A 21,976-nucleotide genomic window follows, 5' to 3' on the forward strand; every position below is an offset into this window, starting at 1 on the left:
CACTCCTTATAGCGTGATGATCGCAATGGATGAGCAGCAATAATTCATGATTGGTTTAAAATCGCTCAACTCAAGCGACACTGGCGTTATATCCCTGACCTGCAGCGCATGAAATAATGCCGCTATTGAATGGCCTAACTCGATATAAAGCGCGCTGAGACTTCTTACGTCACGATAACGTTCGGCCAGCCGCTCGAAGTCACATTGAACGACCAGTTTCCCTGGTCGTTCATCGACTATCGCGGCGTCGTGTATTGCAAAAAACTGGTCATGGTATGAGTCATAAAGAAAACAATGACCGTGAATATCCGTATAGCAACACTCCAAAGAATGTACCGCGCCATTAGAGGGATAGACGCGCCGGACACCTGGCCCCAGATCCTTGATGGCCCACGGTGTGATCGCGTTATTCCGGAAAACAAATCGAATGGCCTCGAACACAGAATCCCGATCAGCTGGGTCATTGGCTTCTTCAACCGGGGGGGAACGCCGGAGTCGAGGCTTACCGAACAATACGGATTGGGCTCGCATTCGTTGATTGATAACGGTTTTTCCCCCATTAGAATAGTGGGTTCTGCGGCGCTCACATTCATAGATCGCGCCAGCCATCAGATTTGCACTCTGCGCCGAGCTGTCGAAACCTTCGCCCGCCAGCCGCTCCAGCAAACGCTCATTTTGTGAAAACAGCAGCCGTCCCGTATCAGTGTCATACCTGTACAGAGATTTTTTTGACTCAAACAAAGCATCGATTATCATCCAGAAAAATCCTTTTCCTGTACAAGTAATACATCAACAACAGCCTTACCATGTAACTGATGCCCACGAAATGGATGATTTGCGCCGCCCCAACATAGCCAAAATAGATCAACGCACTTAAAGGTACGAAATACAAACCTAATAACCACTTATTGGCGGACGAGATAACACTATTCATCGCTTTCAGCCGAAACACTCCATTCAGCGAGATAACAATGGCCATGGCTGGGTAGTAAGCCAGCGCCACCAGTGAATGAACGAATTGCCCCCTCGACATTTGATTTGTCAAAATACCGACGATCAATGTCAGGCCGAACGGAACAAACCAAGTGACCTTGAACGTATAACCAATCGCCTTAGAAAACAGCGTAGCGTCTTGCGCTGAATAATGACGAATGATCAACACCGCAGCACGCGCACAAATCATCCAGCAGGCCATCTGAAACGCAAAGGGGATGCGAAAATCGGCAAAATCTTCGGGAGCTATCTTGAACGCTACGACACTCAACAATAAACCAGACAGAGAAATACTGGCCACCGTGGACAGTTCCGGCAGGACAATCCCTCTGATCTTCATACAGAATTTCAACGAGGGTTTTATCGATTTAATGTTGATACTTGTGGAGCCCATGATTATCGAAACACCGATCACAAATAACGCCAGATCGATTGCCAGCATCCCCAAGCCTGCCACGACATAAGAAAAACCGACCCCGCTCAGCCAGAGCGCCAAATAAAGTCCGATATTGCATAACCACACACCTATCTGCAGCCAGAATACTGTCCGGCCATACCCCAACAACATTAAATAAGCCTGATTGAGTGAAGCAAATACCAGTACGCAGACAGACACCATTCGTAGAAACAGAAAAACCAGCAAACCTTCGTTGTGGCGACTCTCCTCGACCATATTTAGTGAAATCACTATATACACAATGGAAATGACGGCTCCGATAACTATCAGTGCTCCAGCACATTTAATATATGCGCGATGCCTTGATGCTTTTGAAAGTTGCAAAAAGGCGATCACCCAAGGCGATGCAAACGGTATCAACGCGGACATAATGTCTATGTTCACGCTCAACACACCAAACTGACCAGGAAACGCGACGCTCATCAACATCAGCACGCTGATACCTTTGATGACATCCACCGCCCCTGTGATGACAAAAAAAACATCGCTGAGGAAATCGTCACGCTTCAGCATTTCTGCTTCCGACTTTCCCCATCGTTGCCGTGTACATGGGAATCTCCTCGCTGGCCAGATCAATGCCCAGGACTGCTCGAAGTTCATCATCTCTAGTCGCCGGGGTGGTGACGCCCTGCACATTGAATTCGCTGCACGCGTTGACATGCATGTGCATGATTCTTCCGGCTTCGATAAACAGGTTTCTCAAGGCTTTATCATGTCGGTAGCGCCAGGCATAGGCGCTGGGTGTCGCGGTTAACACTAGCGTGTAATTGGCGGTCCTGGGAGCGACCATACCCCAGATGATGCGGGACATTGACTCTCTGAAATCACCCTCTTTGATCAGCCCGACGCACTGTTTGTCGAGATCGAGAAAGTAAACACCTGGGGGCAGACCGACAACGTCATACACCGTGACATACACGGAAAATGCCGCGCCGAAATTCTTGGTGTATTTCAAGCGACTGCCTTCCAGACGCCGGCACATGTCCAGTGTTTCCAGTAATCGCGATACTGAGTGCGACAATATTTCTAGAAACTCATCAACTTTAAGAGGGAGTGCCTTGAACTGCCGATGACTCCTGCGCTTGAGTGCTTTTTCTGCAAAGCCAGGGATCCAGTCGTTACTGGCTGAAGCTATTTTTCTCAGCGCAAGAACGAGTTGAACGCTGTCGATAAATGCTGGAACTTTCGGTGCCGGGCACAATGACGCCGACTCATATTCAAGGTATTTTTTTTCAAGGATCTTCACCCGATCCTTATCATCATCTACGTACTTGATGGTTCGGGACAACAAGTAGAAAGGAATACACGTTTCCCATCCTCTGTCAGACCAATGCTCGATACTTTCCGAGTTAATCAGGGTATCCGTTGCCGGAGTATTTTCATTTCGTGCGTTAGCCATCCGGGCAGCATGATCGTGACGTCTGAAAAAAGAAGGGGCGACCTCGAAACTTCTACCACTGCTTAAGTCGCTAAACTCTAGAATATTGTCATGGTTTTTGGCGAATGAAATATAAGCGTTTTTCAGGCTTTCATGCTGCATTCGATTGCCCCCCGACCATAATGGCACTCATCACCCCTTCCACAAGCGGATCAAGATCCAACATACGTTCGAAATTTATAACCTGAAGATTATATTGAGCCTGATTTCTATATTTCATCTTCAGCAGTGCCGTTTCGACTTGCATCGAAGCGTGCCCGGCATCCAGATGGACTGATCTAAATGTTCTCGGCTCGCGATACCGAAACATATTACGCTCCCAGATACAGGTAAACACAACGGCGAAATTTACGTCAAAATCGATATATGAATCGCGGACGCCAAACAGCGGTGTATATAGGTCCGGGGTATCAACAATTTTGACGGTATTAAAGCTATACGTCACGGCATTGAAGTGATGGACAGTCTGGTTGGCGAAATCCACCAGATACGCTTCAACCGGATGCCGCCCGCCGCCACTGGGCACTGTCTTTTTGAACACCCGACCACCGGTATTGAGTTGTGCCTCCTTTTGTACGCCCAGGCTCAGACTTACTGCACTCAGGATGTTCTCCAGATCACAGCCCGTGCCGCCTGCGCTGATGAGTTCTGCACTACGTTGCGGGTTAACGCCTTGCACCGAGACCGGGGATTCAGAATAGGCTTTGAAACGCTCCATTTCCTCTTCCACGGCCAGATATTCTTGCATTCGTTTATTGTCTCTGGTGCGACCATCCTTGTCGTATTCAAAAAACGGATAATTGTGCGTAACGCTCAAGTAGTCTGACGCACTTTTCCAGTTATAGTTCTTCAACTCAGCAACTCTGTCGTCACTGGCCGTGGCGCTACCGCTTAGTTTGACAAACTCGCTATCAATTAATTTTTCCAGCAGTTCTGATAGCGCACCCTTTTCCGTTCCAGGCGGAATTGAACGCGCAGAGAAGCCCAATAGATATTCGACAACAGGAAAGGAAATTCGAACTCTCTGGCGTGAGCCTATTAGATAAGCCAACGCATATTTTTCAAGCGTAATAATTCTTAAATCGGAATTTACCGACAGACTGGCAACCATGCCTGCTTACTCCTGAACGATGAAACAGGGCAATTTTAATTACCCTGTTCCGACACAGCTTTTTACGAAAAACGGGTTAACTTAGTTAATGCCACCGTCACCATGCTGCAAGCAAGCTTCGTTTCGTTCGATTTCCACAAAATCTGCAACGTCATATTGCTCGCTGATTTTCTGGGCGTTATCTACAGCAGTTTTGATCGAGGTTTCGGTAGATGCTATAGAAGTTTTTTCGATAGGCATGATTCATACTCCTCTATTAGTTATTTGTGTCCGCTGATAACGAACGCCCCCAATCTAAACAAATGAGAACCTGTGTCAACATGCGATTTCTCGCTAAATAAATATATTGGATCCAATTTGATTATTAAATTTGACGACTCACCGAACGCCTGCTAGCGATAAACCAGTGGTTGTATAATCTCCTATTTATTAGTCAAAAGCCTGTAAGAGATTGACTATGTAGCTGATTGCCATCCGTCCAGAAAAGAGAAAAAACGCCGCCATGCATCATGGTTTTTAATACCTAAACGAAATTAAAAAAATAAAACATATCTCCATTAAATATCAAAAAACTTCAGAATTCCCGCTTGAAATTTCTGGCTTTTGGAAATCGGAGGGCTTTAAACCAGCTGTTTCAGGATTTACCGGAAGGACTTTGAGATGTTAAAAGACCGATGTTGCTCAAGCGGCCCCATCAGAAAGCAGGGCCGGGGGAGGTCACCAGCGCCCGCCATGAAGGCTGACGCCGGTGTAATGAAGCAAGGAGCGAGCAATCCCTGCTTCAGATGTTACAGAACGATATTGACCAGGCGACCCGGCACGATAATGATTTTTTTCGCAGTGCCCTCGATGAATCGCGCGACTGCTTCGTCGTTGAGTGCACAGGCCTCTATTTCGGCTCGGCCGGCCTTGGCGGATACTACGATTTCCCCGCGCAACTTGCCGTTGACCTGGACCATCAGTTTCAACTCAGAGCGAGTGAGTACGTCAGGTGAAGCAATGGGCCACTGCGATTCGAGAATGTCCTCGGCGAACCCCAGTTCGGTCCAAAGTACATGGGCGATGTGCGGTGTAATCGGGTTGATGACTTTCAGCAGGATCTCGATCCCCTCTCGAATGACGTTGCCTGAGGCGGCCTTCTCGCTTTCAAGCAGGTTGAGGATTTTCATCACACCGGAGACGATGGTGTTGTAGTGCAGTTTTTCATAGTCCTTGTTGATGCTCTCCAACACACTATGAATTTCGAACCGCAGTTGCGCGGAGCGCTCGTCCAGACTGCCTCGCTGCACTGAAGCCACGATGGTATTCTGATGCTTGAAGGCGAAATTCCATAACCGCCGCAGGTAGCGATAGGCTCCCTCCACGCCGCTGTCACTCCAGACGATGCTTTGCGTGGGCGGTCCGGCGAAAATGGTAAACAGGCGAGCTGTGTCAGCACCGAACTTCTCGATGATTTCCCGTGGCTCGACGACGTTATTTTTCGATTTGGACATTTTTTCGATGCCGCCCATGATGACGGGCAAACCATCTTCCTTGGCGAGCGCCTCAATCGCCTGCCCCCCGTCACCGAACCTGACGTCGACTTCCGCCGGGTAGAACCAGCGTTTGGCGCCATCATCCGCTTCTCTGTAGAAGCACTCACGCAACAACATGCCCTGCGTGAACAGATTCTTGAACGGCTCATCAATCTCGATCAGCCCTTCATCACGCATCGCCTTGGTCCAGAACCGCGCGTACAGCAAATGCAGGACGGCATGTTCGACGCCGCCGATGTAGTGATCCATCGGCATCCAGTATTTTGCAGGCCCGGCGACCATCGCGTCTTGATCACCCGGCTCGCAGTAGCGCATGAAATACCAGCTGGAATCGACAAACGTGTCCATAGTGTCGGTTTCTCGCCGCGCGGGGCTACCGCAGGACGGACAATCGACATGCAAGAAATCAGGGTGTTTGAGCAAGGGATTGCCGGAGCCGTCGGGTATACAGTCCAGAGGCAAAATGACTGGCAGGTCCTTGAGCGGAACCGGGACATCACCGCACTGGTCGCAATAAATCATCGGGATCGGCGTGCCCCAGTAGCGCTGACGGGATATGCCCCAGTCCCGGAGTCGCCAGTTTGTTTTTTTCTCGCCGCCATGGTTGGCCAGTTCAGCGGTAATGGCTTCACTCGCCTCTTTGATTCCCAGACCGTCAAATGCGCCTGAATTGATCAGCACACCACGATCTTTCGCGGCGTATGACGCATCCCATACGCACTCGTCATACTCTAGCCCTTCAATGGCGATGACTGGTCGGATCGGGAGGCCTTTTTTACGGGCCAGTGAAAAATCACGCTCATCATGAGCTGCCACGCCCATGACCGCACCCGTGCCGTACCCCGCAACCAGATAATTCACCACCCATACAGGAATTGATGCACCGTTGATAGGATGCTCGACGGTGAAGCCGGTGAATACGCCGTCCTGATCAATGCTGTAAAGTTGTGCTTCGCTGGTGCCGCCACTTTTGAATTGCCCGATCACCTCTGCCAACTCTGGATTGAGCTCCACCGCCCGCAGGGCGATCGGGTGTTCCGGGGGGATGGCGCAGAAAGTCACGCCCATCAAGGTTTCGGCGCGGGTGGTAAACACCGACAGCTGCCCTTCCTCAATGAGCGCTCCATTTTTATCCTGTATTTGATGAGGGAATGCAAAGCTCACCCCTTCACTTTTACCAATCCAGTTGCGCTGCATGGACTTGACCATTTCCGGCCAACCATCCAGGTTATCGATATCCTTGAGCAATTCCTCGGCATATTGAGTGATCGCAAAGTAATAGCCAGGCACTTCTCTCTTTTCGACCAGCGCGCCTGATCTCCAGCCCCGGCCATTAATAACTTGTTCATTAGCCAGTACGGTTTTATCGACAGGGTCCCAATTGACAACCTGGGTATGTTTGTAAGCAATACCTTTTTCAAGCATTTTCAAAAAGAACCACTGGTTCCATTTGTAATAGTCAGGATCACAGGTTGCAACTTCACGGCTCCAGTCGATACTAAGCCCGAGGGGACTCAACTGCCCCTTCATATCCCGAATGTTCTGACGCGTCCAGTCTGAGGGCGACTTATTGGAAGCCAGCGCAGCATTTTCGGCTGGCAGCCCGAATGCGTCCCAGCCCATTGGCATCAACACGTTGAAGCCTTTCATGCGCATTTGCCGCGCAAGAACATCATTGATAGTGTAGTTGCGAACATGCCCCATATGCAGTTTCCCCGACGGGTACGGCAACATGGAACACGCATAATACTTGGGGCGCGAAGGGTGCTCGGAAACTTCAAATGTTTTTCTGACAGCCCAATCGGCTTGAGCGCTAGCTTCGACCTCGGCCGGATTGTATCTTTCCTGCATAAATACCCTCTCTGTACTTATCTATAAGAAGAAAGATCTCATGACCTTCCATTAGTCAGTCAACCCGTACTCCGTTAACGCCCTACCATACAGTACAAACCCGAAGGCTTTCCAGTCGCAGGCCAGGGTCTGCAATTTCGATCAAAATCGCGCCTGCTGCCAGAACTGGCAGCTACGCTGACTGCATTTCTGCTTAGTTTTATGTCGACGCCTGCGGTGTCTTTTCTGAACGGCGCCGGACATTTCCGTATAATCGCCCTCTTTTTCCCGAAGGCACCCCGCTCGTGGCAGACAAACGGTACAGCTGCATTGGTTTGTATAACCCCAAATCACCGGAAAACGTAGGTTCGGTGATGCGAGCCGCTGGCTGTTATGGCGTGGCGTCAGTGTTCTACACCGGCAAACGCTATGAACGCGCTGCCGACTTCGTCACCGATACCAAGCGCGTGCACTACGACATCCCGCTGATCGGCATCGACGACCTGAAGAAAATCCTGCCCCTCAATTGTGTGCCCGTCGCCGTGGAACTGGTCGAAGGCGCTCGCCCGTTGCCGGAATACACCCACCCGGATCGCGCGCTCTACATCTTCGGCCCGGAAGACGGATCGCTGGATAAAGAGATTCGCGACTGGTGCGAAGACGTGGTCTACATTCCGACCACCGGCTGCATGAACCTGGCCGCCACGGTCAACGTCGTGCTCTACGACCGCATGGCCAAGGGGCTCAATACCCGCTCCGGGCCAAAATTCCGCTGAATCGCCGCACATCCGATTGAACGAGCTGCCTGCCCGGGCAGTCAGCTTAACTATCGATCACTGAAGCCTGGAGACAGACCATGAGCGAACTCAAACCCGTCGAAAATATCGATTCCACCCCGTTCCAGAGCCCCTCCGGGCAGAACGTGCAGGGCTGGGAACGCATCGGCTCCCTGGCCGGCGGCGTGGTGATGGTGGGCAAGGGCCTGCGTCGTGGCGGGATATTTGGCCTGATCCAGGTGGCCATCGGCGGCGTGGCCCTGGCACGCGGCATCACCGGCCACAGCTCGGCGAAAAGCCTGCTGGAGAAAAGCCGTCAGGACATGAACAACGTGCGGACGAAAATCCAGCGGGCGGGTGAAGAACTGAAAACGCTGAAGGCCAATGCCGAAGCGGCGACCAAAACCGCCAGCGTTACCGGCAATGACGCCTTGAGGTCGCCGAAAACCGGGGTTTGATCCTGGATTTGCGCTTAAGCAACTGGCCTCATCGTCGGAACGCCGCCCGGAGCAAGCTCGCTCCCACAGGGGGTTTGTGTACAACACAGATCAAATGTGGGAGCGAGCCTGCTCGCGAATGCACAGTTACTGAATCAACTCGGTACTGAGCACCTTCGAAGAACCACCGATCACGCTCTCGCTGAGCTGAACAAACGCCTTGGTATCGATATCCCCCTGCCGCATTGCCCCGCGCAACACGTCGTCCAGCGAACGCTTGTTATGGGTTTTCAGGCGAATTTCGCGATCCAGCTCCTGCAGCAACACCACCGCCCTGGCCAGCTGCGCCGGGTTGATCCGGTCGCTGCGCAGCGTGGTGACTTTCTGGCTGATCCCGAGCAGTTTGCCGTGCAGGTTCTCGTAGCGTTCATCGCTCATGCCGCCGGCCCGGCGCACCAGTTCGATAGCGTAATACTCGGCAAAGCCTTCACTGATCCAGTCACTGCGCTGCGTGCCGTTGATCCGCCCGAACATCTGGGCCAACTCACGGACCAGAGCACTGGTGCCACTTTCGCTGACCAACGGCAGGTGGCTGTTGAGATAGATCGACTCGTGCGCCGACCGGCTGCCGCGCCACATTGGATCATTGGCCCCGACGATCAGCAGTTTGCCTGGGTGACGCGGATACAGCGCCTGCACTTGCGGCCAGACGAAGGTCAGCAGCGTCAGTACATCCATACGGCGCATACCCTGCCCCAGTGGCGAGGCGACGGTGACTTCAGTCTCACCCAGACGCGTACGGCGGCTGCCAAGCTGGCCGGCGAGCATCCAGCCTGTGGGCCGGTCGAACAGTCGGGAAGGGTTATCGATACGGAATTTGTTCTGACCAGTGCGCGGCCACGCGGTTTCAACGCTTTTCCAGCCACCGGGCAGCTCGAATTCAAGACGTGAAACCAGTTCGATGCCGTCCTGTTGATCGAGTTTGGCCGCCGGCACCAGATCTTCGCCGCGCATCAACGCCCAGTTTGGCGTCATGCGCGTGTCGAAGCTTCCGCTCTTGCGCCCGTGGCTGATACTCACGCGGTAGGTCAGGCTGGCCTTGTCAGCCGTCGGGCGCCAGACGCCTCGCGCCGCTTTGCCGGGGATCAGTTGCCATTGGCCGTCGGCCTTGAAATCGCTGTAGCGGCTGCCGTCGCCAAGGTCGAAATCCAGGCTGCGCACCGCCGAACCCTGGGCGAGCGTCAGGCGCACTTCGGCCTGATCGCTCTGCGGCAACAGGTGCACGTGATAATCCAGATTGACCTTGTTCGCCGCCCATAGGGGCGAACTCAGGGCTAATAATCCAACGCCCCACGCCTGCCGCCATCCCACAGCCATACACACTCCTTCGTGAAACGTTGAACGTCAGCCTGCGCGGAAAATCAGGTGATCTTCCCAATCGTCTTCCGGCACGCTGCCTTCGGCGAGCATGCGCCCGGACTGGGAAATCCGCTCGTGATGTACGGCATCGCGATCACCGCACACCAGGTGATGCCACAACGGCAGGTCCTTGCCTTCGCTGACCAGGCGATAGCCGCACGTCGGCGGGAGCCATTTGAATTCGTCGGCCTTGCCTGGCGTGAGCTGGATACAGTCCGGCACGGAGTCACGACGGTTAGGATAGTCCGTGCACTGGCAGGTTTTCAGGTCCAGCAATTTGCAGGCGATGCGCGTGTAATAAACGCTGTTGTCGTCTTCGTCTTCAAGCTTTTGCAGGCAGCACAATCCACAGCCGTCGCACAGCGACTCCCATTCCTCCTGATCGAGTTGATCGAGGGTCTTGCGTATCCAGAACGGTTCTACTTTGGCGGCCATGGTTCGAGCATCGACATCAGGTGGTGAAAAGGCCGCCAGTCTAGTGCCCGAAGTCCCTTGGGCCAAGCATTGGCGACTGTCGGTAGAACGGGCTTGTCAGTTTCTGCGCTGCCAAGTAGCTTTGCCAATCGCAAGGAGCCAGACCTGCGTGCCATTAACGCTCAACCGCGTTGCATTACGGTGAACTGCCACGGCTCTGGAAAACCTCACGGCCCGGCTCAACGGCGCCCACAGGTTTCGGACAACCCTCACTTTCAAACGTAGCAAGGAATCTCTTGATGAGTGCCAACCCACGCGTTGCCGATTACGCCATTCACCCTCAGTTCACCGATCGCTGGTCGCCCCGCGCCTTTACCGGCGAAACGATTCCAGAGGAAACCCTGCTGAGCTTCTTCGAAGCCGCCCGCTGGGCACCCTCGGCCTATAACTCGCAGCCCTGGCGCTTCCTCTACGCACGTCGCGACACGCCGAACTGGGAGCGTTACCTGGGCCTGCTGAACGAATTCAACCGCAGCTGGGCGCAACATGCTTCGGCCCTGGTGATCGTGATTTCGAAAACCACCTTCGCCGCGCCTGGTGCCACCGAAGAAACCCCGGCCCTGTGGCACACCTTCGACACCGGTTCCGCCTGGGGTCACCTGGCCTTGCAAGCAAGCCTGAGCGGCTGGCACACCCACGGCATGGCCGGCTTCGATCAGGAACTGACCCGCAAGGAGCTGAACATTCCTGAAGGCTACGCCCTGCACGCCGCCGTCGCGGTGGGCAAGCTGGGGGACAAGGCGAGCCTGGCGGATTACCTGCAAGCCCGCGAAGAACCCAGCCCGCGTCGTCCATTGAGCGAGTTGGCGGCTGAAGGCGACTTCACCCTCTAAGCCACACTGCAAAACCAATGTGGGAGCAAGCCCGCTCCCACATTTTTGATTGCGGTGAATCAATACCCGCGATCGAAATCCACTTCCCCGCGCAACGCCTCTCCCGCCTGATACGCCCGCAGGTTTTCGACAAACAGCTTCACCATCATCGACGGCGAAGTCGGTGCCGAACTGTGGCCGGTGAGCAGCAGGCCCCAGGCAGTCCAGAATGGATGACGCTGGGGCAATGGTTCCTGACGGCACACGTCGATCACCGCGCCCGCCAGGTGCCCTTCCTTCAAGGCCTCCACCAGATCCGCATCGACCACCGCCACACCGCGCCCGGCATTGATGAACAACCCGGTCGGCTTGAATTGCCTGAACAGAGCCGCATCGTAGATATCGTGGGTGGCCGGCGTGTTCGGCAGCAGATTGACCACGTAATCGACCTTACCGACCAGCCGCGGCAGATCCGCCAGTGAACCGACTTCGATAAACGGTGCCTGCTGGCGCGCGCTGCTGGCAACGCCATACAACTCGACGCCAAACGGCACGAGGAACTGCGCGACACTTTGACCGATATCACCGGTGCCGACGATCAACACCTTGCGCCCCGCCAGGCTCTGGCCATGGCGACTGTCCCACTTACGCTCGACCTGGCTGACCAGTCGCGCCAGCACTTCTCGTTCGTGGCCGAGCATATACGTGAGCACGTACTCGGCCATGACCTGGCCGAAGATGCCGACTGCACGGGTCAATCGATAGTGCCGCGGCAAGCCATCGGCCAGCAGCGGCGTAATGCCGGCCCAGGTCGATTGCAACCATTGCGGCTGATGGCCCTGGCGTAACAGGGTCGCCAGTAAATCAGGCTGGCCAAGCCACACCGGACAATCGGCGGCCTGGCTGGCCAGTTCGGCGGAGTCGCCGCTGGTCAGCACCTCCAGATCCGGTGCCGCCTCGCGCAACAGTTGGGCGTACACGGGGTGGTCGTGTTCAGCAATCAGGACGCGCATGCTTCAAACCTTTCAAAAACGGTGCAGACGGCAGCCGACAGAGCGGGGCTCCGTCGATGCTGCCATCGCTAAAATCAATCAGTGTTTCATAACCACTCTGAACAGAGCCTGTCTGCCGCTCAAACCGGATCGTTGCGACGCAACAACTCTTCTGGCAAGTGCTCGATGTACTCGTCTTCGGCAGGCGGCATTTGCAGGTGATAACCCTGTTTTTCGAGGTTTTCCAGTACGACCGTGATGTCTTCGCGTGACAGCTTGCGCTCGGGGGTCAGCACCAGGTCGAACGCGTGGATGGCCTTGCCGAAGGCTGCCATCAGGGCATCCGGCACACGCTCCAGAGCATCGCTCTTGAGCACATACAGATACATTTCGTTTTTCTTCGAGCTGCGGTAGATGGAGCAAATACGTTTCAAGGCTGTTCTCCGGCGGTGGCCAGGCTGTCGAGCAGCGCCTGGCCCATCAATTCGCGGCGCCAGCCACGCAGCGAATCAGGCAATTGGTAGGGACCATTGGGAAAGCCGCTCTTGAGCAGCGCTTCCAGGGTTTTCTTGCGCAGCATCAGTTCCGGCGCAATGTTCAGGCGCTCGGCTTCGGCCTGGCCGATGGCCTTCAGCTGCTTGAGTAGCACGGCAGCATCCACCGGTAATGGCTCCGCCACGGCTGGCGGCCATTGATCAGGCGACACACTGCCAGAGCGCTTGATCAGATCAAGCAGAAACTCGCCGTCCTGACGCACGGTACGCGGGTGCATGTCTTCGATCTTCGCCAGGGCACCGAGGTTGTCCGGCTGCGTGCGCGCCAATGGCCACAGCGAATGCTCGCGGATAATCCGGTTGCGCGGCAGGTCACGGGCGCGCGCTTCCTTTTCGCGCCAGGCGCAAAGCTCACGCAAAACGGCGAGTTGGGCTCGGGACAGCTTCCAGGCCAGCTTGGCATCGCGATAGACCTCGTCAGGGTCGATCTCGCGACGCAGGTTGGCCACCAGTTCGGCACCGTCTTCCAGGACCCAGGCGTATTTCTCGTCGGACAGCTTGGGACGCAGCTTTACGAAGACTTCAGCCAGGTGCACGGCATCTTCGGCGGCATAGCTGATCTGAGTTTCGGAAAGCGGGCGTTGCAGCCAGTCGGAACGGGTTTCACCCTTGGGCAGGTCGATGCCGAGCACTTCCTGCACCAGACGCGAATAGCCCATGGAAAAACCGAGGTTCAGGTAAGCGGCAGCCAGCTGCGTATCGAACAGTGGCGCCGGCAGGCTGCCGGCCAGGCGCAGCAGGACTTCGAGGTCTTCGCTGCACGCATGGACAACTTTGACCACGGCCGGGTTTTCCAGCAATGCGGCCAATGGTTGCCAGTTGTCGATAGTCAGTGGATCAATCAGGTAGGCGCGTTCGCCATCGCCGACCTGCAACAGGCCGGCGATCGGGTAGAAGGTGTCGACCCGCATGAATTCGGTATCGAGGGCAACGAATGGCAACTGCTGCCACTCGGCACACAACCGTCCGAGGCTATCGTTGTCGCGAATCCAGTGAATATCGATGGCCACACGGCTCTCCCTTGAAGAATGGCGCGCAGTATATATCGCCCCCGGCGATTTCCGCGCATCCACTGAACAAGAGCGTTAGCGAAAATTACTGCGTGACATACAGAATAGTCCGACAACGTCGGGCTAGCTGGTCTTACCCAGCACGTAGATCCGCATCCGCGCACAACCGGGAAAAAAGTCCTGATGGCTGAGCAAACGGAAACCCGCCTGCCTGAACTCGCTTTCCACCTCGGCCTTGCTCGGCAACGGCCCTTCCACGCTTGAACGCGCGCCCTTGAAACGACCGCCGAGACGCACCGCGACAATCACCGTATCGCGACTGACCCGGTAAAACTCGCCAAGCATCGCCAGACGATGTTCCGGATTGGCAAGGTACTGAAACAGTTGCATGCAAAAGATGCAGTCAACCGCGTTCTCCGACAAACCAATCGTGAACGCGGAGCTTTGAAAGGTCTTGATCCGCTTCAACAGACTCTGCGGGTGATGCGTACGGGCATGATCGAGGATGTCCTGGGACGGATCCGTCGCGAGAATCACCCGATTGGCATGTTCGGCCAGCACCGCCCAGAAACGCCCCACGCCGCAGGCCACGTCAAGGATCAACCCCGGTTCGCCGGCGACCTTGAGTGCATTGCGCACCAAACGCTCTTCACGCCAGAGCGCCAGACGTCCGGCCAGGCCCGGCGCTTGCGGCTGGAGGCAGACGCGCGCGTGTTCCTGGTCGTAGCGCCGGGCAATCTCAAGCTCGATGGCGGATGGGGGCTGAGCGGACATGTGCAATGGCTCTTGATGAAAGTTCTACAGGCCGCAGGTCGGCGGCCGCCGCGTGAAACAAAATCGGAGCACTCAATCTTTGGCCAACACACCGTCGACCACTGGACCACGACATCCGGCAAACATGTCCAGATCCTGGTTGTAGACCTTGCTGTTGACCTCCAGCAGCCCGAGCATCGAATGGAACAGGTTGTCCTGGCTCAAGGGCTTTTCACGACTCTGTTGCAGGCAGTGGGTATCTACCGCAAACGACTTTTTATAGCTGTCGGAGAACCACGCAAACATGGCTACATGCTTTTGCTGCTCCGGCGCCAGCATGTAAGGCGTGCCGTGAAGGAACAAGTTGTATTCGCCCAGGGACTCGCCGTGGTCCGACAGATACAGCATCGCGGTATCCACTTTGTCCTGGTTGCTGCGCAACAGATCGATCAGGGTCGACAGCACATGGTCGGTATAGACCAAGGTGTTGTCGTAGCCATTGACAATACTTTCACGACTGCAATTGTTCAGGGCATTACTCTCGCAAACCGGGGTGAAGCGCTCGAACTCTTTCGGATAACGCTTGAAGTACTCCGGACCGTGGCTGCCCATCTGGTGCAGTACCAATACCGTGTCCTTGTCCAGGGTATCGATGAAATGTTGCAGTCCTTGCAGCAGGATTTCGTCGCGGCATTCACTGTTGGCACACAGCGCCGGATCTTTCAGATTGCTGACGTCGTCAACGGTGACGCGATCGCACGTACCTTTGCAGCCTGACTGGTTGTCACGCCAGATCACGTCGATACCTGCATGCTTGAGCACATCCAGCAGGCCTTCTTCGTTCTTTGCCTTGCTGGCGTTGTAGTCCTTGCGCCCCATGTTGGAAAACATGCAAGGCACCGATACGGCGGTTTCAGTACCGCAGGAATGCACATCGGTGAAGGCGATCAGACCGTCTTCCTTACTCAGTTTCGGCGTGGTGTCACGACTATAGCCAAGGATGCCGAAATTCTCTGCCCGGGCACTTTCACCCACGACAAGAACAGTCAGGGACTTGCGCCCGTGAGTTTGCCAGACCGGATTGCGCTGGGCATCTTCCCCGATTTTGACAAAGGGCTGTCGTGCCGTGGCTACTTTTTCACGCAAGAAACCAGCCGAGGCACCAATGTAGTTGCTTGGCACCACCATCAGGCGCAACTCGTGATGATTGCGAAACAGCGAAGACAGGCCTTGATAGTTAACCAGTGCAACACCACCAATGACCGCTGCCGAGGCAAAAACCACCAGGACTTTACTCAGTAGCTCACGGTGCCAGCGACGGTAATCAATCGGCGTCGTCCACAACAGCCAGGTCGGTAAAACACCAAGCAGCACGATATAAAGAAACAACTTTAGCGACAGTAAGTCGCGCACTTCCGTAGCATTGGTTTCAGCAAAGTTACGCAACATGCCGGTGTCGATCAGAACACCATACTGACTCATGAAATACGCCACGCCCGCACTGATCATGAACAGCAGGGTCAAGACCGGTTTCAGCACCGGCCGGAAGGCCAGCAGGGTCAGCACAATGTTAAAGGCCGCGAAAATCATCACCCCGAAGGCCGCGCGCATGACGATGCCTTTACCATCGGATGCGGTGATTTCGAACAGGTGTTGCCAGAGTACAAAATTGAAACCAACTAACAAAAATGCGCTGGCAATCAGTGTCACCCATTCGGGGCGCACGGCTTTAATCTTGAGCATGAGGTTCGGCGGGTCCTGAAAAGATGTGCCTTCGGTAAATGTGAAAATTTCATTTACCGAGACAGCTGTAATTTTAGGTAGCCAACCATCAATTTTTTGTGAAAAAGAAGCCAACAATTAGTTGGCTTATTAAACCCGTCTGAAACTTTCAGACTATTTGAGAATGGTTCAGCTTCGACTCAAGCCTGGTGCAAGTACCAGCGCCAGTCCTGCTCACCGACCTCCCCCATGAATTGGCGGTATTCGGCGCGTTTCACCGCCAGGTAGACACCGAGGAACTCCTCGCCGAACGCTTCCCTGGCCCAACTGGAACCTTCCAGCGACCGCAATGTGGTCAGCCAGTCTGTCGGCAACAGTTTCGCAGCCTGTGCGTAGCCATTGCCTTCCACCGGCGCACCAGGGTCGAGTTGTTCGCGGATACCGCGATGAATGCCGGCCAGTATCGCCGCAGCCGCCAGATAAGGGTTGGCGTCTGCGCCACAAATCCGATGCTCGATGTGCCGGGAATACGCCGGCCCGCCGGGTACGCGCAGGCTCACGGTACGATTGTCCACGCCCCAGGTGGCCGCCAGAGGCGCATAGCTGTTGGCCTGGAATCGACGGTAGGAGTTGGCGTTGGGGCAGAACAGCAACAGCGAATCGAGCAAGGTACTGAGCATGCCTGCGACAGCCTGCTTGAGCAGCGGCGTTCCATCCGGGGCTTCGCTGGCAAAGAGGTTGTTGCCGTCCTTGTCCGCCAGACTCACGTGCATGTGCATCCCGGTACCGGCCAGGTCATCGAAAGGCTTGGCCATGAAGCAGGCTGTCATGCCGTGCTTGTGCGCCACCCCCTTGACCAGACGCTTGTAGCGCACCGCCTCGTCCATCGCCTGCAATGCGTCGGTGCGGTGCTCCAGGGTGATTTCCACTTGCCCCGGCGCGTATTCGGAAATGGCCGTGCGCGCCGGAATCCCCTGGAGCTTGCAGGCGCTGTAGAGATCGGCCAGGAACGGTTCGATCTGTTCAAGCTCGCGCAAACCATAAACCTGAGTGCCGCGCGGACGCCCGCCATCGACATCCAGTGCCGGTTGAGGCCGTCCGCTGCTGTCGCGTTGCTGATCCAGCAGGTAGAACTCCAGTTCCGCCGCCATGACCGGGTAATAGCCGTCAGCCTGTAAACCTTCGATGACTTTCGCCAACAAATGACGGGGATCGGCAATGGTGGCGGGCATTCCTTGCGTTGGGTGCATGCTGACCTGCACGGCCGCAGTCGGTATCAGACGCCACGGCATACGCGTGAGGCTGCCGCTGATCGGGTAGGCCCGGCAGTCGATATCACCGACATCCCAGACCAGCCCCGAGTTTTCCACGTCATCGCCGTTGATGGTCAGCCCGAGGATAGTGCTCGGCAATGGCCGCCCGCTTTCATACACTGCCAGCAACTCGTCACGGTGCAGCAGCTTGCCCCGCGGCACCCCGTTGTTGTCGAGAATGAACAGCTCGAACATTTCGATATCCGGGTTCTGTTCCAGAAAGGTCAGGGCTTCAAGCCTGGTGGCAAGCGAGGTGGTGGCACTGCTCATGGGGATTCTCTTTTTCCGTGTCAGACGGGTACGCAAAGGCACCCGCACGTCAATCCCGGCATCAACCGGAACAAGTAGGGACAATCAGCGGAAAAAGCAGGAATCCGGTGGGCGCGCATGGCGGCAATGCCACAGCGCCCAGAAGGCCAGTTCAGAAGGAAGTGCAGAAAGGTTCGGGGCGGTGGCGGGCGTGAATCGACGAACAAGGCTCGACGCTCGAGCGTCGATGGATGCCTTGAAGTGGATTGCGACTGGCCAACCGTCCATAGGGAGAACCGCAGAAAGCAGATGACCCGCAGCGTCACACGGCGGATCAAGTCGTTAAATCAGGATTTGTAGAACCTTGGATGTCGTTTGGCTAAACATTTCCCTGTTCAGTGGTGCCCCCCTGCGGGAGCTTGTATTTAATTTCCAAATACCACACCGGACTTTCTGATTTGCCGCCTCCAGGCTACGCGCGCCTAATCGGACACTACTGTTCAAGGTCCGATCATGGAAAACACGCGCGCCACCGCCCACCCTGCCCTCTTGCTGATGCCCTGCGTTGTCCCGTCTGCCCTGAACCTGCGCCCCTCCATGCCGCTGCCCTTCAACCCAGGGCACTACACCCGCCATATCCATTGACCCGGAGCCCGCCATGAAAACCACCGGTATCGCTACCGCTCACGCCAGTATGCTGCTTTGGGCCTTGTTGATCGCTGCGTCGTTTTCCGCAGCGGCGCAAGTCAGCCAGGCCATAGACCCGATCCTGCTGACCGGTTTACGCCTGTTGTTTTGCGCCGTGGTGTTTCTGCCGCTGTTGCTGCTCAAAGGCGATGCCGTCATGACCGCCCGCGCGTTGCTCGGTCACGCCGTGCTCGGCCTGCTGCTGGCACTGTACTTCGGCTCACTGTTCGAAGCATTGCGCTACACCTCGGCCGTCAACACCGGGACGATGTTCACACTGGTGCCGCTGATGACCCTGGCTTTCGAAGCCGTGCTGACACCTGACGGCAGCCTGAAACAACGGATTGTACCGATGCTGCTCGCCGCTGCCGGCGCAGTGTTACTGCTCATGAAAGGCAACGGCCCCGACGAGTTGCCATCGCCCTATGCATTGACCGTATACGGCATCGGCTGCCTGGCCATGGCACTCTACGCCCCCCTCAGCCAACGCCTGAAAGCCGATAGCCTCAAGGGCCGCGGGCCAGTGTCCATGACGTTCTGGAACATGCTGTTCGGCGCGCTGTTTCTGCTGGCATTCTGTGGCTTCAGTGGCGGTTGGCGCTCGGCATCATTACTAACGCTCAACGATTTTTATTGGCTGATGTACCTGGCGGTGTTCGCCACTCTGGCGACGTTTTGGCTGCTGCATCGAGCCATCGGTGTGATCGCACCGTCCTCGGTGATTTCCTACATCTACCTGAGCACGCTGTTTATCACCGTGTTTCACTGGCTTTGGGGGCGTCTGATGCCACTACCGCTGGGGTGGGCCGGCGCGGTACTGGTGGGCGTCGGCATGTTCGCGCTGTTGATGTCCAGCCGCCGTGCCGTGTCGGCGATGGTCCAGGGCTGAAAGGGCTTTGGGCGAAACTTCCGACGAGGCATTCTCCCTGTTCCCTCATTCCGCTAGGATCATTCGCTCATCCTTGCACAAGGTCAGCGCAAGGAACGTAGCGAGACGGAATGGATGCTGAACAGTAATTCGCTTAGAAAACTCGACATGCAGGACCTCATGGTGTTCGTCGCCTTGTACGAGCAAAACAGCGTCACCGGCGTATCCGAGGCGCTTTGCGTCAGCCAGTCCACAGTGAGTTACTGCTTGAAAAAACTGCGTACCGGTTTCGGGGACGAGCTGTTCATCAATACCCGTACGGGCGGCATGCAGCCCAGCCGCAAGGCTGGCACGATGTACCCTCACGTGCTGAAAATCCTCGAAAGCATCAACCTGTGTCACGCCGGCTCACCCACGTTCGACCCTGGACTGCAGCCCGTGATCTTCAACATCTGCGCACCGGAATATTTCGAGCAACTGATCCTGCCGCGCCTGTTGAAAACCTTCGACCTCGCCGATCTTCCGGTGATGGTCAACGTGGTCAAACTCGGAGCCGATATTCCTGCCCAAGCGTTGCGTGAAGGCAGCCTCGACCTGGTGATATGCTTCGGTCCGAACTTTCATCGCAGTCACGTCAATTTCAAATCGCAGACGCTGCTCGAAGATGATCTGGTGTGTGTTTTCGACAAACACGCCACGCCGGCGGAACCACGCTTGAGTCTGCAAACCTATGTCGAACGTCGACACGTATTCCCGACACCCTGGACGTCCGCCACCAACATGGTCGACGGCTGGCTCGCGCAGCAGGCTCATCAGCGCCAGATCGTCGCACGCGCCAACAGCTACAGCGCAGCGCTGAAGCTGATTACCGGAACCGACTATGCCCTGACCCTGCCCCGGCGCATCCAGCGATTGCTGGCCAGTGCCGAAACCTTCAATCACTGTGAAGCGCCCGAAGGCTTGCCGGGTTTCACCCTCGACATGCAGTGGAACCAGAGTGTCGATCGGGACAGCGCCAACACCTGGCTGAGAGAGCAGGTGATCCAGGCCTGTGTCGAGCAGGAAACGGCCTGATACTCAGTGGCTGATGGCGGTCTTGCTGTAGGAATCGCGATCAATGTCGAGAATTTCCACGCACAACTGGACTTCAATGCCGCTCGGCCATTCACACAGGTCCTGAACCACTGCCAGCAGGCTTTCAGACAGTTGTTTCTTGATCTGTGCGGAACGACCGCTCAACAGCGCCAGCTTCACATGCACGAACGCCCGCTGAGCCAGTGCCGTGCCAACCTTGAACGTCTCGACCTTGACCGCGCGGCTCTTGATGTCGAATTCGGCAGCAAACTGACCGGAACCCACCAGCGTATTGTTCAACCGCATCAATGCCACATCGGCATTCAGATCAGTCAGGTTGGCGGTGTATTCCATGTGCAGGTGAGGCATGAGTTGCTTCCTTCAAGTGGGGTGGAAAGGTCGTACATATAACACAACGCCACCCTGTTCACTCGGGCAGCGGCAATACGGCACGCTCACTCATGAACGCCTCCAGGCGCGAACGCAGCCAGCGCTCGGCAGGGTCGCTATCGACATGGCTGAGCCAGACCATGGACAGGTCCAGGGTCGGTGTCTTGAAGGGAAAGGGTTCCTTGAACAGCACTCCCGACGCGGCCATCGCCTCGGCTGTGTAATCCGGCAGGCTGGCAATCAGGTCGGTGCCGGCAAGCAGGGCCGGCAATGCACTGTACTGCGGCACCGAAAGCACCACTTGGCGCGTGCGACCGATATCCGCCAGCCACTCGTCGGCATAGCCACTGACATTGGCGGTATGGGACACCAGCACATGCGGTCGCGCGCAATATTCATCGAGGGTCAGCGGTGTGTCGGAAGCATCGGCGCGCAAAATGCTGGGCTGGATGTGCCGCAGCAACTTGCGTTTGGCATTGGCCGGCAGGCCGCGGGTCTGGCTGATACCCACCGTGATATCGCCGGATGCCAGCAAGTCGGGAATTCGCCAGTAATCGACATGCTGCACCACAAACACCACGTTGGGTGCCTCCTGGCGCAGAGCCCGCAGCAATGGCGGCAACAGTCCGAATTCGACATCGTCGGACAACCCGATGCGGAACGACATCGTGCTACTGGCCGGGTCAAAATCATGGGTCAGGCTCAAGGCCACGGACAAGGAATCCAGCGCCGGAGACAGGTGTTTGATGATCTCCTCTGCCCGCGCCGTCGGCTCCATGCGATGACCAACGCGTATGAACAGCGGATCATTGAACATCGCACGCAAGCGGTTGAGCGCAGAGCTGATGGTTGGCTGACCGAGAAACAGCTTCTCCGCCACCCGAGTGACATTGCGCTCGAGCATCAGTGTTTCGAATACCACCATCAGGTTGATATCGGCCTTGCGAAGTTCATTGCGGTTCATCCACTGTCCCCGATCCCCAAATCTACTGACAGTTTAGGTAGCTGGCACGATTGCCGTCTATCCAACTCAAGTTCACAGACTGATGCTGTTTACGGACGTCCAGGAACTGATCTAGAGA

General features: G+C 55.8%; 21 protein-coding genes. 5 read left to right on the forward strand and 16 right to left on the reverse strand.

Translation table 11 applies throughout. The features are described 5' to 3' along the window. Positions 1 to 6 precede the first annotated feature (6 nt). The 6 genes from CAF65_RS27800 to leuS form a co-directional block, all read right to left on the reverse strand. A complete protein-coding gene (locus CAF65_RS27800) occupies positions 7 to 756 on the reverse strand; it encodes a hypothetical protein (RefSeq protein ID WP_143492075.1) in 750 nt (249 codons plus the stop codon). Further along, positions 734 to 1,963, reverse strand: coding sequence for a hypothetical protein (locus CAF65_RS05385; protein ID WP_256578608.1), 1,230 nt, complete (start codon positions 1,961 to 1,963; stop codon positions 734 to 736). The genes CAF65_RS27800 and CAF65_RS05385 overlap by 23 nt, the downstream gene beginning before the upstream one ends. Continuing rightward, positions 1,950 to 2,990, reverse strand: a complete 1,041-nt coding sequence (locus CAF65_RS05390; protein WP_085715381.1) for a SagB/ThcOx family dehydrogenase — start codon at positions 2,988 to 2,990, stop codon at positions 1,950 to 1,952. The genes CAF65_RS05385 and CAF65_RS05390 overlap by 14 nt, the downstream gene beginning before the upstream one ends. After that, positions 2,980 to 3,999: a hypothetical protein gene (locus CAF65_RS05395; protein ID WP_085715382.1), complete on the reverse strand. Its 1,020-nt coding sequence runs from the start codon at positions 3,997 to 3,999 to the stop codon at positions 2,980 to 2,982. Before CAF65_RS05395 ends, CAF65_RS05390 begins: the two co-directional genes overlap by 11 nt. A gap of 81 nt (positions 4,000 to 4,080) precedes the next feature. Beyond that, positions 4,081 to 4,239, reverse strand: a complete 159-nt coding sequence (locus CAF65_RS28445) for a hypothetical protein (RefSeq protein ID WP_178076658.1) — start codon at positions 4,237 to 4,239, stop codon at positions 4,081 to 4,083. A gap of 548 nt (positions 4,240 to 4,787) precedes the next feature. Continuing rightward, positions 4,788 to 7,385 (reverse strand): leucine--tRNA ligase, encoded by a 2,598-nt coding sequence (gene leuS, locus CAF65_RS05400; protein ID WP_085715383.1) that lies wholly within the window; start codon positions 7,383 to 7,385, stop codon positions 4,788 to 4,790. A 284-nt stretch (positions 7,386 to 7,669) separates the two neighbouring features. On the opposite strand from leuS, the gene CAF65_RS05405 reads away from it, so the two are divergent. Both CAF65_RS05405 and CAF65_RS05410 read left to right on the forward strand, forming a co-directional pair. Next, positions 7,670 to 8,140, forward strand: a complete 471-nt coding sequence (locus CAF65_RS05405; protein ID WP_007911337.1) for an RNA methyltransferase — start codon at positions 7,670 to 7,672, stop codon at positions 8,138 to 8,140. A gap of 80 nt (positions 8,141 to 8,220) precedes the next feature. Next, entirely contained in the window at positions 8,221 to 8,598 is a 378-nt protein-coding gene (locus CAF65_RS05410; protein ID WP_085715384.1) for a DUF2892 domain-containing protein, read from the forward strand. A 126-nt stretch (positions 8,599 to 8,724) separates the two neighbouring features. Here the strand turns inward: CAF65_RS05410 and CAF65_RS05415 are convergent, their stop codons facing one another. Both CAF65_RS05415 and CAF65_RS05420 read right to left on the reverse strand, forming a co-directional pair. After that, positions 8,725 to 9,954, reverse strand: a complete 1,230-nt coding sequence (locus CAF65_RS05415; RefSeq protein ID WP_085715385.1) for a hypothetical protein — start codon at positions 9,952 to 9,954, stop codon at positions 8,725 to 8,727. A gap of 27 nt (positions 9,955 to 9,981) precedes the next feature. Further along, the gene (locus CAF65_RS05420; RefSeq protein WP_008015986.1) at positions 9,982 to 10,431 is read right to left on the reverse strand and encodes a YcgN family cysteine cluster protein; all 450 of its coding nucleotides are present in this window, start codon (positions 10,429 to 10,431) and stop codon (positions 9,982 to 9,984) included. A gap of 278 nt (positions 10,432 to 10,709) precedes the next feature. Between CAF65_RS05420 and CAF65_RS05425 the strand changes: the two genes are divergently transcribed. Beyond that, complete coding sequence (locus CAF65_RS05425; RefSeq protein ID WP_085715386.1) at positions 10,710 to 11,303, forward strand: nitroreductase family protein; 594 nt, start codon at positions 10,710 to 10,712, stop codon at positions 11,301 to 11,303. A gap of 59 nt (positions 11,304 to 11,362) precedes the next feature. Here the strand turns inward: CAF65_RS05425 and CAF65_RS05430 are convergent, their stop codons facing one another. From CAF65_RS05430 to CAF65_RS05455, 6 genes are all read right to left on the reverse strand, one after another. Continuing rightward, complete coding sequence (locus CAF65_RS05430; RefSeq protein ID WP_085715387.1) at positions 11,363 to 12,295, reverse strand: D-2-hydroxyacid dehydrogenase; 933 nt, start codon at positions 12,293 to 12,295, stop codon at positions 11,363 to 11,365. Between the two features lie 119 nt (positions 12,296 to 12,414). Next, positions 12,415 to 12,708: a YcgL domain-containing protein gene (locus tag CAF65_RS05435; protein ID WP_057400695.1), complete on the reverse strand. Its 294-nt coding sequence runs from the start codon at positions 12,706 to 12,708 to the stop codon at positions 12,415 to 12,417. Beyond that, positions 12,705 to 13,838: a ribonuclease D gene (gene rnd, locus CAF65_RS05440; RefSeq protein ID WP_085715388.1), complete on the reverse strand. Its 1,134-nt coding sequence runs from the start codon at positions 13,836 to 13,838 to the stop codon at positions 12,705 to 12,707. Before rnd ends, CAF65_RS05435 begins: the two co-directional genes overlap by 4 nt. Positions 13,839 to 13,961: 123 nt before the next feature. Further along, positions 13,962 to 14,612: a class I SAM-dependent methyltransferase gene (locus CAF65_RS05445; RefSeq protein WP_085715389.1), complete on the reverse strand. Its 651-nt coding sequence runs from the start codon at positions 14,610 to 14,612 to the stop codon at positions 13,962 to 13,964. A 72-nt stretch (positions 14,613 to 14,684) separates the two neighbouring features. Next, entirely contained in the window at positions 14,685 to 16,334 is a 1,650-nt protein-coding gene (locus tag CAF65_RS05450) for a phosphoethanolamine transferase (RefSeq protein ID WP_085715390.1), read from the reverse strand. 179 nt (positions 16,335 to 16,513) lie between these two features. Further along, positions 16,514 to 17,896 carry a glutamine synthetase family protein gene (locus CAF65_RS05455; protein ID WP_085715391.1) on the reverse strand — a complete coding sequence of 461 codons (1,383 nt, stop codon included), beginning with the start codon at positions 17,894 to 17,896 and terminating at the stop codon, positions 16,514 to 16,516. A 637-nt stretch (positions 17,897 to 18,533) separates the two neighbouring features. Between CAF65_RS05455 and CAF65_RS05465 the strand changes: the two genes are divergently transcribed. Together CAF65_RS05465 and CAF65_RS05470 are read left to right on the forward strand one after the other, a co-directional pair. Then, positions 18,534 to 19,451, forward strand: a complete 918-nt coding sequence (locus CAF65_RS05465) for a DMT family transporter (protein WP_085715393.1) — start codon at positions 18,534 to 18,536, stop codon at positions 19,449 to 19,451. A gap of 114 nt (positions 19,452 to 19,565) precedes the next feature. Beyond that, entirely contained in the window at positions 19,566 to 20,504 is a 939-nt protein-coding gene (locus tag CAF65_RS05470) for a LysR family transcriptional regulator (protein ID WP_085715394.1), read from the forward strand. 3 nt (positions 20,505 to 20,507) lie between these two features. On the opposite strand, the gene CAF65_RS05475 is transcribed toward CAF65_RS05470, so the two are convergent. Together CAF65_RS05475 and CAF65_RS05480 are read right to left on the reverse strand one after the other, a co-directional pair. Further along, a complete protein-coding gene (locus CAF65_RS05475; RefSeq protein ID WP_085715395.1) occupies positions 20,508 to 20,873 on the reverse strand; it encodes a 5-carboxymethyl-2-hydroxymuconate Delta-isomerase in 366 nt (121 codons plus the stop codon). Positions 20,874 to 20,931: 58 nt separating this feature from the next. Then, positions 20,932 to 21,858 carry a LysR substrate-binding domain-containing protein gene (locus CAF65_RS05480; RefSeq protein WP_008016001.1) on the reverse strand — a complete coding sequence of 309 codons (927 nt, stop codon included), beginning with the start codon at positions 21,856 to 21,858 and terminating at the stop codon, positions 20,932 to 20,934. Positions 21,859 to 21,976: the final 118 nt, after the last annotated feature.

The sequence above is a fragment of the Pseudomonas sp. B28(2017) genome, from assembly GCF_002113025.1.
Lineage (GTDB): Bacteria > Pseudomonadota > Gammaproteobacteria > Pseudomonadales > Pseudomonadaceae > Aquipseudomonas.

Excerpts from the sequence above, each read along its gene's own strand:
- CAF65_RS05480 (WP_008016001.1), bottom strand. The coding sequence starts at position 21,858 with ATGAACCGCAATGAACTTCGCAAGGCCGATATCAACCTGATGGTGGTA.
- CAF65_RS05430 (WP_085715387.1), bottom strand. The coding sequence starts at position 12,295 with ATGCGCGTCCTGATTGCTGAACACGACCACCCCGTGTACGCCCAACTG.
- CAF65_RS05445 (WP_085715389.1), bottom strand. The coding sequence starts at position 14,612 with ATGTCCGCTCAGCCCCCATCCGCCATCGAGCTTGAGATTGCCCGGCGC.
- CAF65_RS28445 (WP_178076658.1), bottom strand. The coding sequence starts at position 4,239 with ATGCCTATCGAAAAAACTTCTATAGCATCTACCGAAACCTCGATCAAA.
- CAF65_RS05410 (WP_085715384.1), top strand. The coding sequence starts at position 8,221 with ATGAGCGAACTCAAACCCGTCGAAAATATCGATTCCACCCCGTTCCAG.
- CAF65_RS05415 (WP_085715385.1), bottom strand. The coding sequence starts at position 9,954 with ATGGCTGTGGGATGGCGGCAGGCGTGGGGCGTTGGATTATTAGCCCTG.
- CAF65_RS05470 (WP_085715394.1), top strand. The coding sequence starts at position 19,566 with ATGCTGAACAGTAATTCGCTTAGAAAACTCGACATGCAGGACCTCATG.
- CAF65_RS05465 (WP_085715393.1), top strand. The coding sequence starts at position 18,534 with ATGAAAACCACCGGTATCGCTACCGCTCACGCCAGTATGCTGCTTTGG.
- CAF65_RS05395 (WP_085715382.1), bottom strand. The coding sequence starts at position 3,999 with ATGGTTGCCAGTCTGTCGGTAAATTCCGATTTAAGAATTATTACGCTT.
- CAF65_RS05390 (WP_085715381.1), bottom strand. The coding sequence starts at position 2,990 with ATGCAGCATGAAAGCCTGAAAAACGCTTATATTTCATTCGCCAAAAAC.
- CAF65_RS05475 (WP_085715395.1), bottom strand. The coding sequence starts at position 20,873 with ATGCCTCACCTGCACATGGAATACACCGCCAACCTGACTGATCTGAAT.
- leuS (WP_085715383.1), bottom strand. The coding sequence starts at position 7,385 with ATGCAGGAAAGATACAATCCGGCCGAGGTCGAAGCTAGCGCTCAAGCC.
- CAF65_RS05455 (WP_085715391.1), bottom strand. The coding sequence starts at position 17,896 with ATGAGCAGTGCCACCACCTCGCTTGCCACCAGGCTTGAAGCCCTGACC.
- CAF65_RS05425 (WP_085715386.1), top strand. The coding sequence starts at position 10,710 with ATGAGTGCCAACCCACGCGTTGCCGATTACGCCATTCACCCTCAGTTC.
- CAF65_RS05385 (WP_256578608.1), bottom strand. The coding sequence starts at position 1,963 with ATGCTGAAGCGTGACGATTTCCTCAGCGATGTTTTTTTTGTCATCACA.
- CAF65_RS05420 (WP_008015986.1), bottom strand. The coding sequence starts at position 10,431 with ATGGCCGCCAAAGTAGAACCGTTCTGGATACGCAAGACCCTCGATCAA.
- CAF65_RS05450 (WP_085715390.1), bottom strand. The coding sequence starts at position 16,334 with ATGCTCAAGATTAAAGCCGTGCGCCCCGAATGGGTGACACTGATTGCC.
- CAF65_RS27800 (WP_143492075.1), bottom strand. The coding sequence starts at position 756 with ATGATAATCGATGCTTTGTTTGAGTCAAAAAAATCTCTGTACAGGTAT.